Here is a 12,942-nt window from a genome sequence, read left to right as displayed (position 1 = left end):
CGATGGCCAGCAACGCCCAACTCACGCCGATGATGGCGCAATATCGCCGCATCAAGAGCGAGCTGCCCAAGGACGCGTTGCTGCTGTTCCGCCTCGGCGACTTCTACGAGATGTTCTTCGAGGACGCCCAGACGGGCGCCCAGCTCCTCAACGTGGCGCTGACGAAGCGCGGCGTGGTGCCCATGTGCGGCATTCCGTTCCACGCTGCCAACGCCTACGTCGGGCGCCTGCTCAAGGCCGGGCGCAAGGTGGCCATCTGCGACCAGATGGAAGACGCGCGGCCCGGGCAGTTGGTCAAGCGCGAGGTGACGCAAATCCTGAGTCCGGGGACGCACTTCGATGAACGAATGCTCCAGGCGGAGCGGAACAACTTCCTGGGCGCCGTGTGCGCTGCGGGGCGGACTTTCGGCCTGGCGTTTGTGGACCTGACCACGGGCGATTTCACGACCACCGAAGTGCATGGGGACGCCGAAGCCCTGACTGAACTCCAGCGCTTGCGTCCGGTGGAACTGATCTATCCGGCAGAGGCGGGGCAGGTGAGAGACTTGTTGCAGGGATCGAGGCGCGGGGCGAGAGAGGAAGGCCCCGCCCCGACCCTGAACTCCTCCTCATCAGAGCGCGGACATTCCTTTCCGCCCGGCGACCCCAGGCAATCGGGCGGACAAGAAAGTCCGCGCTCCGAAGTCGCCCGCCGCTCCAACTCAACGGCTGCGGGCTATGGCTGGATACTCAACGGCTACGACGACTGGGTCTTTGCGCCGGAGACGGCGCTGTTCACGGTGCGCGAGCATTTCAAGGTAGCCTCGCTGGACGGCTTCGGCCTGAAGGACCACACCGCGGCCATTGGGGCGGCGGGGGGGGCGCTGCATTACCTGACGCAACACCTCCGGCGTGACGTGGCGAACCTGACCCGCATTTCCTTCTACCAGCGGAGCGATTACCTGGCGCTGGACCACACCACGCTGCGGCACCTGGAAATCCTGGAGCCCCTGCATCACGACGCGCCCCGGAACGCCTCACTCTACGGCGCGCTTAACCGCACCGTGACACCGATGGGCGCGCGGCGGCTGCGCGATTGGCTCTCTCAGCCTCTGGCGGCGGTGGCGCCGATTCGGCGGCGGCAGGAGGCGGTACAGACGTTCATGGAGAAGGTCGCCGGCCATGAGGAACTGCGGGCGCAACTGGCACAAGTCCGGGACCTGGAGCGGACCCTGGGCCGGCTCAGCGCGGGCACCGGCAACGCGCGCGACCTCATCGCCCTGCGCCTGGCGCTGGAGCAGCTCCCGGGATTAAGGCAGACCTTGCAGGAGTTGATGGCAGGAACCGCGGAACCCGCAGTGCGGGGGGCGGAATTGGATCAGAGCCTCCTTGCGAATCCGTCGCCCGGGGCGTCCGCAGACGTGGAGGCGGAGCACCCTGCCTTGCTGGAGGAACTGGCCGGGCGCGTGACTGAATTGCCGGACCTGGTGGAATTGATTGGGCGGGCAATTGTGGAAGAGCCGCCGCTGGCCGTGAAGGAAGGCGGGCTAATTCGCGACGGCTTCGATGCGGCCCTGGATGAGCTGCGCGTGGCGATGCGCGGGGGCAAGGATTGGATTGCGAAACTGCAGCAGGACGAAATAACGCGCACCGGCATCCAGTCCCTCAAGGTGCGGTTCAACTCCGTGTTTGGCTACTACATCGAGGTCACCAAAGCCAACCTGGACAAGGTGCCGGCGGAGTACATCCGCAAGCAGACGATTGCCAACGGTGAACGGTTCATCACCCCGGACCTTAAGGAGATGGAAGGCAAGATTCTGGGGGCGGAGGAGCGGAGCGTGAAGCTGGAGTACGAGTTGTTCCAGCGTGTGCGCGAGGCCGTTTTGGGGCGGCTGGCGGCGATCCAGCAGACGGCCGCGGCGCTGGCGCAACTGGACGTCCTGGGGTCCTTCGCCGAGACGGCGCGTCTCCACAACTATTGCCGCCCACAGGTCGGCGACGAGGGCGGCTTGTTCATCCGCGAAGGTCGGCATCCGGTGCTGGAGCAGAACTTGAGCGAGGAGCGCTTTGTGCCGAACGACGCGCGGTTGGACGGCGCGACACAGATCGCCCTGATCACCGGCCCCAACATGGCCGGCAAGAGCACTTATATCCGCCAGGTGGCGCTCCTGGTGCTGCTGGCCCAGACCGGGTCGTTCATCCCGGCGGCGGAGGCGCGGATTGACCTGGTGGACCGCATCTTCACACGCATCGGGGCCAGCGACGACCTGGCGCGCGGACAATCCACGTTCATGGTGGAAATGTGCGAGACGGCCAACATCCTCAACAACGCAACGCCCCGGAGCCTGATTATACTCGACGAGATCGGCCGCGGCACGAGCACCTTTGACGGCCTGAGCCTGGCCTGGAGCATTGTCGAGCACCTGCACAACCAGGTCGGCGCCAAAACGCTCTTCGCGACGCATTATCATGAGCTGACCGAGTTGGCGGGGCGGCTGCCGCGACTGAAGAACTTAAATGTCGCCGTGCGCGAGTGGCACGAGCAGATCGTTTTTCTGCGCAAGATCGTGGAAGGTGGCACGGACAAGAGCTACGGCATCCAGGTGGCGCGCTTGGCGGGTGTGCCCAGGGCCGTCCTGGAGCGAGCGAAGGAAATCCTGGGCAACCTGGAGGAGTCCGAACTCACGCCCGAGGGCAACGTGCGCCAGGCGACCCGCCGCCAGCAGGACCGTGACAAGCTTAAACAACTGGCCCCGCCTCCGCAGCTGGATTTGTTTGGCTGAAAATCCGGCCCCGGCAACGCCTCGCCGGTTGCGGCTTCGGCGCAGTTCAGCTAAGATGACGCCCAACATGAAGATTACCGAAGCCCTGATCGCGGAGCATACCATCTTTCGAAGCGTGTTCGATCAGATTGAGCGCGTGCTCCCCAGCCTGGTCACACCGGCGGAGATCAGGACGATGGCCAGCATCGTGGAGGGGTTGTTGGAGGACCACGCCAAAACCGAAACCAACCTGGCATACCTGGCCCTGGATCACGTGCTGGCAGACAACGGCGACCTGAAACGCATGCACCAGGATCACCACGAGATTGATGAACGCCTGCGGAGCGTGCATACCGCCCAGACCTGCGCCGAAGCCCGGCGCTTGCTAAAATTGGCCATACGGGCTTCCCGTGAGCACTTCCACGCTGAGGAACGCAGCGTGTTTCCTCTGCTCGAGAAAACCCTCCAGCCGGAAACTCTCACAGACCTGGGCAAGACTTGGCTGCAGCGGGAGGCGGCTTAGAGGGAAGTCGCGGCGGGCGGGCGCTGTCCCGCCGTCACCACTTGTCGCAGTGCACGTATTCCGGGTTGAAACGGGTGCGGGGCTCCTTCGTCTCAGCCGGATAACCAATAGCGATGCAGGCCATTGGCAGGACAGAGGCTGGCAGCGAAAGGACTTGCTTGAGCGCCTGCACCCGCTGTTCCCGGGGATGGACCCCCAGCCAGCAAGCCCCAAGGCCGAGAACGTGGGCGCACAGGAGTAGATTCTCAACCGCCGCCGAGCAATCCTGTAGCAGGTAGCTGAGCTGCTGGTCGTGCGCGGCTTGGAGGTCGCCGCAGACAGCCACGCCCAGCGCTGCGTCGGCAATCATCTGGCCATTGGGCAAGGCGTGGGCGATCTCGGCGAGGGTCCGGCGGTTGCGAATCACCACGAACCGCCAGGGATCTTTGGCGGCCGCCGAGGGAGCCGCCATCGCGGCCTCCAACAGTTTCTGCACCACCGCCTGGCTTACCGGAGTTGTCAAGAATGCGCGAATGCTCCTGCGACCAAAGATAAAGCCGAGTTTCTCATCAACATTTGCATGCATATTGTCTTTCGAGGGAGCAGGATAACTCACACCCTGCGGGCCAGAGCAAGTCTTCCCAAGCCCGCCGGCTTGCGATGCCACTGAAGGCAGGCTGCAAACGGAGGCTTGCGCAGTGACACGTGATCTGCCAATACTGCTCCCCGGTGCGGGTTGATAGCCTGCGCCTTCATGGTTCGGGCGGCCGTCGTAAGAAGGCGCCGCCCGGCTTTCCTAGTTGGGTTGGGTTGGGGCGACCCGGTGTAACAGCCGGGTCGCCTTTTTCGTGGTGACGCTCACGGCCGTGCACCTAACCTGAAGCTAAAGAAGGCGCAGCCAGCGAAGACTGCGCCCCGGAATGACGGCCGATGGCCCCACAACAAGCCTTGCGACCGCCCTTCCCGTCCCCATGTCTGGGAACTGGAGTAGAGTTTGAACGCCGGGCAAGGAGATGCAATTCCATGCGCTACCTGCAAACCGTAGGTAGAAAAACGGATGGCCGAAACTCAGATTATTACACAGGGCAGACGCATTTAAAGGCCCAAGAGGCGGAGTAGATAGGCATGGTCCCAACTGGCGTTAAGCTGTTTGCCGCGGATGCCGCGTTTCTTGGTCGTCTCCCGTTTGAGCAAGTTGAGCGCGAGCCGGCGCAAGGTGGCCAAATTCTCGGCGGCATGGCCAGCCCGGGCGCGGCTCTGATCTTCGCGAAAACAAACATCCATGACCCAGTGGACTTTGTTCTCCACACCCCAGTGGCTGCGCACCGCTCGGGCAAAGGTTGCGACATCCAGCCGCAGACTGCTTAGATAGTAGCGCCGCTCGACAGTAGCTTTGCCCGCCACCTCCCGGAGGCTTTCGACCATGCCCACTGATTGTAAGCCCTCCCACTTGCCTCGGTCGGCAAACCATGCCAACTGGTCACTCTGGTAGTAACGGCGCGTCTCCAAGCGCCCGTGGTCCTTCTCGACGGTTTCCAAGCGTGCCAGGCTCGCCGCGGCTGGGGACAGTTTGGCTCCCACGGGCCGTGGGGCCTGCTGCTCCGCCAGCGTGGCATCCAGGAAGGTTTTGACCTCCTCATGCACCACCTCTTGATTACCCTTGAGGGCCAGCACGTAATCGGCATCGGCCTCAATAATCTCCCGGGCAATCTTCTTTTAGCAGCCCATCGCGTCGAGGGTGACGATGCAGCCGCTTAACTCCAAGACCCGCAGCAGTTCCGGCACCGCGGTGATCTCGTTGCTCTTATCCGCAACTTTCAACTGGCCCAGCACCAGGCCGTTACTCTCGGCCCAAGCACTGACCACATACTTCGTACTCTGGCCTTGGTTCAAAGCTCGGCGCAGCGCCTTGCCGTCCAGGGCCACAATCTCCTGTGAAACCGCTTGGCGTAAGCTCTGCGTCCAACGCAGGAAACATTCCAGAAACCGCTGGGGATCCAGGGCCGCAAACACCCGGTTAAAGGTGTCATGCGAAGGAATCCCGTTGCGCAAGGCCAGGAACGTCTTGAACCACTCCCGCTTGGCCTTCCCAAAATCCTCCATGTCGTTGAAGCTCTCTCCGGCACAGAGCAGTGTGCAGACGGCAATGACCAGGATATCGACTAGGTCATGCGCTTTTCGCCGATCAATCCGTGGGTCGGGCATCCGCCCAAAGTGGGCCACCAGACTGCTGGACGCTACGTTGTTTTCTCGCCGATGATTCGATTCAGGATGCGTTGGCATCCTCCCCATCTATACAGGTCACCCAAAAGTACAAGTGCAAATTTTGCACACCCCTTCCCTCCGTGCCTTTTAATGCGTCTGCCCTGGATTATTACACGGCGGGGCTTGACGATGCGACGGCTTTGTGCGTGAATTTGGTAGTCCGGGTGACAGAACGTTTCTTCAGCGGGGTTCCCCACCCCCACCTCCTTGGCGTCTGTCACCCGGACGTTTTGCAATCGGGGATACTTCGCCGGTTGAACCGGCATCGGTTTGCCGGACACCCTTGGGCAAGGTGGGGCACCCATTGAACCTACGTGCTTCGGCGATAGCGGCGTGGCTATGCGCGGCAGACTGACACTGGTCCTAGCGCAGATCGAGCGCGTGGCCCTGTGTGCACCTCAAAAGCACCACGATTGTTGGTGATACGGAAGTCTCTATCCTTGGGAAGCGGGCCAGCGTGCGGCGCATCCGATGCGTCCACTGCTAGCACCTCCACGAAATGGTGCGCGATAGAGGGTTTGAACCTCTGACCCCTTCCGTGTCAAGGAAGTGCTCTACCACTGAGCTAACCGCGCAAAACCATCAACCGACCGCTGCCAACGCGTCTTGCGCGGCAGGTCGCCATTGTCAGACAGGCTAACGGAGGCGGCTACCGCGGGCAACACATTTTACCAGGTCGCCTCTGCCGCTCTGCCGGAGAAGTTGGCCCACACCAATGCACAGCCTCCGCCCAACCGGGCTCGTCCGCCAAAGGCGAAGCATCGCGGCAACCTGCTAATGGTTGCCTTCTTTCGCCGCCCAACCCCGACTCATCAACTCAAGCAGATGCGCCAGCGCTTCCGCGTAGGGGCGGCCGGTCTGCTGGGACAACTGCCGCGCCCGCTTATCAAGTTGGCCGGCCATCTCCAGGGATTTGCCTGCGGGACAGCCCATCCGGGTCAGCGCCGCCGCCAGTTCATCCTGGCCAGTCGTCACAATCGTTGGATGAACTGGCCTGGTTTTCGTCAACCGCCCCCACCCGCTCGGCCCCCAGTGCCTCGGCCATTTCGCCGGTCACTTCAACGAGTCGGCTGCGACGATCTTGATGCTCTCGACGCCCATGCGCTTGTTGGGCCGATCCGGGGGGTGAGTCGCAGTGGTGGCAATCTTCTCCAGCACGTCGTCGCCCTTGATCAGCTTGCCAAAGGCGGTGTATTGGCGATCCAGGAACCGCGGGCTGCCGTGGCAGATAAAGAACTGGCTGCCGGCGGAATCGGGATCGTTGGAGCGAGCCATCGAGAGGACGCCGCGGTCATGATGGCGCTCGTTGAACTCGGCTTTGATCTTGTAGCCGGGATCACCCGTGCCCCAACGGGCTTCCATATTCGGGTCTTTGGTCAGCGGGTCGCCGCCCTGGATCATGAAATCCTTGATGACACGGTGGAAGCAGGTGCCATCGTAAAATCCCTTCTTCGCCAAGGTCTTGAAGTTTTCCACCGTCTTGGGGGCTACATCGGTCCAGAATTCTACGACCATTTCGCCTTCCGTTGTCTTGATCACTGCAACTTCCTTCACATTCACACTGCTTTTCTCCTGTTTGGAATCGGGCTTGTTTGCCGATTTTGGTTCTGTCTGGTTTGGGTTGTTCGTTTCCTGGCCCTGGCACGCAACCAGTCCCATGGCCAAACTCACTGCGCAAATTGCCGTTGCTATCTTCATAGGTGCGGGAAATCTTCCATGAGATGGCTGCAAAGTCACGCCCGGAATTCCTCCCGGTCAGCGGACCTCGACTTTACCCCCTCGACTTCCCAGAACCCCGGCATGCGTTGCGTTGCGCGCAAAACGGGCATTCTAGTCAGAAGTGCCTGTAAATCAACTGCTTGCACCGCTACCTGGGCCACGTTTGGATCATTTCGGCCCGGCTCGCCGACCGACAGCTCCCGAAGGCCGAGTTTTAGTGAAACCAATTGGCTTGTGCGGCGTCTATCAGCCTGTAGTAGATGAGCGGGCCGCCGACAGCGAATGCGGCGGCTGGCAAACAAACCAAATCAATAGAGTAAATAGGACAATCAAAAATGAAGAAACTGAGTATAATTGTGGCCGTGGCGCTGGGCAGCCTGGTGGCTTGCAGCATGGCCATCGCACAGGATAGCGGCAAGCGCGACGCCAAGAAGGGGTTTCGGGGCGGGCCTTCCGTGGAGCAATTGAAGAAGGACCTCGATCTGAAGGATGATCAGGTTCCCAAGGTCAAAGCCGCGTTGGAGGAACGACAAAAGAAGATGCAGGAACTGCGCGGGGATACCGCGCTGGACCAACAGCAGCGTCGCGAGAAGATGCGGGGCCTCATGGAGGAGTCTAACAAGAAAATGAAGGGCATCCTCACTGAAGAGCAATACAAGAAATACCAGGAAAGAGGCCGTGCGGCGGCAAAGAAGGGCGGCGAGAAGAAGAGTGGCGAGCGGAAGGGCAAGAAGAAGACAGAGTAGTATCCTCATCCATTTCACTCATGACACAGGGACGGTGTTGAGCCGTCCCTGCTTCTTTGTACGGCACCGCGCGCCGGAGGCCGGTGTTGCCTGGGTTTTCTGCTTCTGCGTCCGCTGGGAACTTCCTAGACTGCCCTCATGAACTGCTTCGTCACCGGCGCCTCCGGTTTCATCGGGGCAAACCTTGTGCAGGAACTGACTGCCCGCGAGCATAGAGTCAAGGCACTGTTGCGGCCAGGGTGCGACCTGCGAGGGCTGGAGGGGGCCAGGTTCGAACGGGTGGATGGAGACTTGAGCAATGCCACCAAACTCAAGGAGCTGATGTACGACTGCGAATGGTGTTTTCACGTCGCCGCCAGCTACCACCTTTGGCTGCGGGATTACCGGCCGATGTACGCGACCAACGTGGAAGGCACCCAAAACGTCCTCCAGGCCGCCGCCGCCGCCGGCTGCCAGCGCATTGTCTATACCAGCACCGTCGGCTGCATTGGCCTGCCTGAACCCGTTGGGGGGCGGGTCTCGCCATCAGACGAAGTCACGCCGGTGCGCGAGGGGCAAATGGTCAACCATTACAAGCGCTCCAAATGGCAAGCGGAGCAACTGGCCATCCGCATGGCCCGCCAGGGCCTGCCCATTATCATTGTCAATCCCACCGCGCCCGTTGGCCCGCGCGACGTGAAGCCGACCCCGACCGGCCAGGTCATCGTGGATTTCCTTAATCGCCGCATGCCCGCCTACCTCGACACGGGTCTCAACTGGGTGCACGTGCGCGATGTCGCCCACGGCCACATCCTGGCGGCCAAGAAGGGGTGCGTGGGCGAGCGTTACATCCTCGGGCACGCGGAGGGCAACTGGACCATGAAGCAGGCCTTTGCCGTGTTGGAGGAGATCACAGGCATTCCGGCGCCGCGGGTACGGATTCCTTACGCGGTAGCGCTGGGCGCGGCTTATGTTAACGAAGCCATCTCCAGTATCACCCGCCTGCCGCCCAAAGCCCCGCTGGCCGGCGTGCGCATGGCCAGGCATAAGATGTTTTTTAGCCCGGCCAAGGCGATTCGCGAATTGGGGCTGCCGCAAACGCCGCCCCGGCAGGCACTCGCGGACGCCGCCCAGTGGTTTCGCCAAAACGGCTATGTGAAATGAAGGCGGCGGTAATGGCATCCGCCCTGGCCTGTTTTGTCACTTCGTGCGCCAGGCTCCATCCCACGCCGGTTGATGCCACCTTGCGGCAGGCCGCGATCTACCAGCGAGCAACCAACCAATTCGCGCTGGCTGAATTCTACAAGCCCGCCGAAGCAGAGACGAACCATCTGGCCTTCACACTCGCACCATTGATCATACAGGAGGTTGACGGCGCGAACGCACCGCTACCCTCGCCGGACCGGTTCGGCATGTTGAGTTTCTCCAACGGCACCCCGCGTCTCAACCCATCACTAGCTGTCGTCTACTGGCAGGCCGACACCGTCACGCTCCACGGCAATGCACACGCGCGGCTCGCATACTGGTGGTTTTACTCCTGCGGACCGCCGCGCTCGCCGATGGCGCCCTGCCTCCAATCTTCGGAACCGGGCGAAGGCGGCCTAGCCGTGCAGGGCGTCCGGATCACGCTCAACTCGGACGGCCAGCCCGTCATTTGGGAAGCGCTGGCCGACAGTTCCGGCGCGAGCCTGATCTTCGTCTCACAGCGTCTTGAAGCCGCAGCGGCAGCTCAATTCGGCAAAGCCTTGCCGGGACGGCGCTACGCCACGGAACGCAGCCTGGAGGAAGCCCCCAACGTGATCGTCGCCCGGGTTATCGACGACGGTCCGGTCGCGATGGGACCGATTGCATATCTTCGTGCGGGCACGCGCTCAATCAGCACGCTCATCTGTCGCTGCATGCCCGCTCAAGTCAAAGAACTCCGGGACTCAACCAGCTACTGCTTGCGGCCGCTTCCGCCCGCTGCCGGCCAATCGTTCCTCCCGTCCGGCGCGCAGCTAACTCCGCGGTCGGGTTTCTGGCCAGGTGACACCTTTCCAACCAAACCGCTGGAGGAGTGTCTCCGCCTGCCATCCTTATGAGGCACACCGCAGCAGGCGGGGTATAGGCTGCCGTGCGGCGGCTACTGAATCTTTAGCACGATCTCGCCGCCGAACACGTTCAGGAGGGAGTTCCGGGCCAGGGAGCGGAATTCGTATGCCCGCCCAGGCTGGAGGCCGGGCGCCGCGAATGAGAATTCGCCCGGCGTGCTGCGACTGGACAGGGGTAGCGTTTGCCAGTTATCCCGGCGCTCGTGCGTGTCAAGACCCGTGATGTCACGGTACTGGAAGCCAACCTCGACAGCGCCGGCGCCGCCGAGCGCCTCCAGGACACCCACGCATCGGACAAGGCGGGCTTGCCCATCCCATTTGACGCTGACGATTTGGACCCGGGGCGCGGGCTGTGCGGGCAGCGCATGGGTGATCTTCAATACCACAGGGTTAGGCCACTGACGCAGATCATCGAGCCGCTGGGCGCGCATAGCGCGGATGTGCAGGCCGTCGGGTTCCTGTTTCCAGGTCGTCTTGGGCCGGACGGTCGCTTTGTATTCGAGCACCTTGTCGTTCTGGCCGAGGACATTCACTTTGGTCTGGTCCGTCGCCTTGACAGACTGCAACACCAGTTCTTTCCACTCGCCCACTTTCCACCGTTCCTTCTCTTTCACGAAGGCGTACACGGTGTCGGCATCCTTGCGTTTGGTATACCAGATGTCTTTCTCGTTCGTGACGACCCAGGGGCGGGCGTCGTGGATGGCCTCGCCATTGACGAACATCCAAAGGGCGAGCTCACGGAGGCGCTCCTCCTGCTCGATGGGGAGTTCGCCGTCAGGCTTGGGGCCGACGTTGAGCAGCAGGTTGCCGCCTTTGGCACGCGTTTCAATCAGCAGGGAGATCAACTGCCCGCCGTCTTTGTAGTCTTCCAAGGTCGGCTGGTAACCCCAGGCTTTGCCCATGGTGATACAGGCTTCCCACGCTTGATCGTTGGCTTGGCCGGGAACGAACTGCTCGGGAGTGCTGATCGCGCTGCGGGTGACGACGGTGTCGGGCTGAAGCCGCCACGCCAGGTCGCGCAACCCCTGGCCCTGGCCGTCGAAAAACAGCACATCAATCGGCCCGTAGCGGGTGAGCAGTTCGCGGACTTGGGCCAGATCGTGCGCCATCAGGCCGGGGTTGTTCTCGGGCTGCACGTCCGGGATGTTGCGCTGGAGCGTCTTTTGGTTCTTGTAAAGCCACCAGAAGTCGTCCGGCGAGAAGTAAAGCCCGGGCGCGATGCCATGCCGTTTGAAGGCCCGCAGCAGCTCGCCCGTGATGTCGCGCCGGTAAGGCGTGTGCTTGATGCTGAAGTCCGTGGTCTTCGTGGGCCACATGCAGAAGCCGGAGTGGTGCTTGGCGGTGAAAACGACATAGCGCACCCCCGCCAGCTTCGCCAGCACGGCCCAGTCCTCGGGATGGAACTTGCGCGGGTTGAAGGTCTTCGGCAGTTCCTCAACGTAGCGCCTCATGTAGTCTTCAGTCGCTCCAACCATCGAATGGCTGATGACCGACCCGAGCTGGCAATCAAGGTTCCAGTGAATGAACAAGCCGAAGCCCTGGTCGCGAAACCACTCAAGCCGGTCGGCACGGTTGGTCCGGACGACCATCGGCGCAGGCGCCGCGCCCAAACTCAACGCGGCGGTCAGCGCCGCGAACATCATTAGCGGGAGAGACAGTCGTTTCATAAGGAGGAGCCGCACAGTTTCTGGATGGCGGTGAAGTTCAGCATGGCCTTCGGCACAAAGCTGCTCACCTCCACAAACTCGGGAAGCTTGGCGCCGTCGGCGCTGCGTTCGGAGCAATGGTCGTTGTCGCCCCAGGGGCCAAGTCCGTCGAGCGTGGGCACCGCGTCCCAAATGAGGTTGCCGTCGCTCAGGCCGCCGCGCTCCTCGCAATTTACCGCCAGCCCGAGGTCGTCGGCGGACTGTTTCCAGAGCTTGTAGAGTCCCTCGGTGCCCGGGTTGCGCGGCCAGGGACGGGACTCGGTGAGGATTTCCACCTTGACCTCGCAGGCAAACCCGTCCGCGGGGCTGCGCACCTCGCCCGGGCCTGACAGCGCGAGCAGGCTCTCCTTGGCCTGCGCGAATGTCTCGGGGGTGAACGTGCGGAATTCCCCCTCCGCCACGGCTTCATGCGGGACACGGTTCAGCACGGTCCCACCACATATGGTGCCGACATTAACGGTCAGGCTGTGCCCGTAGTCCGTGAGCGCCGCGATGCGCTGCACCGTGCGGCCGAGTTGAACGATGGCATTCGCGCCGTGCTCGTGTTTGCCCCCTGCGTGCGACCCGCGGCCGCTGACCGTAGCCCGCCACGAGCCCCGGCCTTTTCGCGCTACGACCATCAGGCTTGTCCTGCCTGCGCGCCCTTCGGACTCGAAGACCAGCGCCGCCAGCGTGCCGCCGTTGAAATGCGCCCGACACACATTGCCGAAGTCGGGGGAGAAGCATTCCTCGGACGAGTTCCAGATCAGCTTCCATGTGATGTCCTCGAAGATTTCCGGGGCGTGGGAGCGGAGCGCAGTCAGCACCAGCCACATCATGACTGAACCGCCCTTGATGTCGTGCGTGCCGGGGCCGAAAATGCGGTCGCCTTCCGGCTGCCAGTGAAAGTTATTGCGCGCCTCTTCGGCGGGTGGAAAGACGGTATCGAGGTGCGAGATCATGGCGATTCCCTTCCCGGATCGCCCGCGCCGCGTGAGCACCAGATGGTCGCCCCATTCCCTGGTGGTGGAAGGAACGTAGTCTGCGCTGAACCCCAGCGGCTCAAAGCACTCGGCCGTGAGTCGGCCCAACCGATTCACCCCGTCGCGGTTCCCGGTGAAACTGTTAATGCCGACCATCTGGCGCAACATCTCGAGCGCGGCGGGCATCTGGTTGGCGAGATGGTCCCGCAGAGATTCAGAGTTCTGCACGGGC

General features: G+C 62.4%; 10 protein-coding genes, 1 tRNA gene and 1 pseudogene. 5 read left to right on the top strand and 7 right to left on the bottom strand.

Features of this window, described 5'->3' with window-relative positions; genetic code table 11:
* Positions 1-2 precede the first annotated feature (2 nt).
* Complete coding sequence (gene mutS, locus P5205_02235; protein HSA09164.1) at positions 3-2,762, top strand: DNA mismatch repair protein MutS; 2,760 nt, start codon at positions 3-5, stop codon at positions 2,760-2,762.
* A 67-nt stretch (positions 2,763-2,829) separates the two neighbouring features.
* Complete coding sequence (locus P5205_02230; protein ID HSA09163.1) at positions 2,830-3,264, top strand: hemerythrin domain-containing protein; 435 nt, start codon at positions 2,830-2,832, stop codon at positions 3,262-3,264.
* Between the two features lie 34 nt (positions 3,265-3,298).
* Here P5205_02230 and P5205_02225 read toward each other — a convergent pair whose 3' ends face one another.
* The 5 genes and pseudogenes from P5205_02225 to P5205_02205 all read right to left on the bottom strand — a co-directional run bounded on the left by P5205_02225 (position 3,299) and on the right by P5205_02205 (position 7,206).
* On the bottom strand, positions 3,299-3,829 hold the full coding sequence (locus P5205_02225; protein ID HSA09162.1) for a nitroreductase family protein: 531 nt from the start codon (positions 3,827-3,829) through the stop codon (positions 3,299-3,301).
* A gap of 509 nt (positions 3,830-4,338) precedes the next feature.
* Positions 4,339-5,526 (bottom strand): annotated as a pseudogene (locus tag P5205_02220) (ISAs1 family transposase).
* A gap of 482 nt (positions 5,527-6,008) precedes the next feature.
* Positions 6,009-6,083, bottom strand: a tRNA-Val gene (locus tag P5205_02215).
* A gap of 199 nt (positions 6,084-6,282) precedes the next feature.
* Positions 6,283-6,483, bottom strand: a complete 201-nt coding sequence (locus P5205_02210; protein HSA09161.1) for a hypothetical protein — start codon at positions 6,481-6,483, stop codon at positions 6,283-6,285.
* A 78-nt stretch (positions 6,484-6,561) separates the two neighbouring features.
* Complete coding sequence (locus tag P5205_02205; protein ID HSA09160.1) at positions 6,562-7,206, bottom strand: peptidylprolyl isomerase; 645 nt, start codon at positions 7,204-7,206, stop codon at positions 6,562-6,564.
* Between the two features lie 356 nt (positions 7,207-7,562).
* On the opposite strand from P5205_02205, the gene P5205_02200 reads away from it, so the two are divergent.
* From P5205_02200 to P5205_02190, 3 genes are all read left to right on the top strand, one after another.
* Positions 7,563-7,973 carry a hypothetical protein gene (locus P5205_02200; GenBank protein ID HSA09159.1) on the top strand — a complete coding sequence of 137 codons (411 nt, stop codon included), beginning with the start codon at positions 7,563-7,565 and terminating at the stop codon, positions 7,971-7,973.
* Positions 7,974-8,111: 138 nt separating this feature from the next.
* The gene (locus tag P5205_02195; GenBank protein ID HSA09158.1) at positions 8,112-9,116 is read left to right on the top strand and encodes an NAD-dependent epimerase/dehydratase family protein; all 1,005 of its coding nucleotides are present in this window, start codon (positions 8,112-8,114) and stop codon (positions 9,114-9,116) included.
* Positions 9,113-10,033 carry a hypothetical protein gene (locus P5205_02190; protein HSA09157.1) on the top strand — a complete coding sequence of 307 codons (921 nt, stop codon included), beginning with the start codon at positions 9,113-9,115 and terminating at the stop codon, positions 10,031-10,033. Before P5205_02195 ends, P5205_02190 begins: the two co-directional genes overlap by 4 nt.
* Positions 10,034-10,074: 41 nt before the next feature.
* Here P5205_02190 and P5205_02185 read toward each other — a convergent pair whose 3' ends face one another.
* Positions 10,075-11,709: an alpha-L-fucosidase gene (locus P5205_02185; GenBank protein HSA09156.1), complete on the bottom strand. Its 1,635-nt coding sequence runs from the start codon at positions 11,707-11,709 to the stop codon at positions 10,075-10,077.
* Positions 11,706-12,938, bottom strand: coding sequence for a M20/M25/M40 family metallo-hydrolase (locus P5205_02180; protein ID HSA09155.1), 1,233 nt, complete (start codon positions 12,936-12,938; stop codon positions 11,706-11,708). The genes P5205_02185 and P5205_02180 overlap by 4 nt, the downstream gene beginning before the upstream one ends.
* Positions 12,939-12,942 lie beyond the last annotated feature (4 nt).

The sequence above is a fragment of the Candidatus Paceibacterota bacterium genome (assembly GCA_035452965.1).
In the GTDB taxonomy this organism is placed as follows: Bacteria; Verrucomicrobiota; Verrucomicrobiia; order Limisphaerales; family UBA8199; genus UBA8199.
Note: the sequence above shows the minus strand (reverse complement) of the source record. Positions and strands in the feature narration are given on the sequence as shown.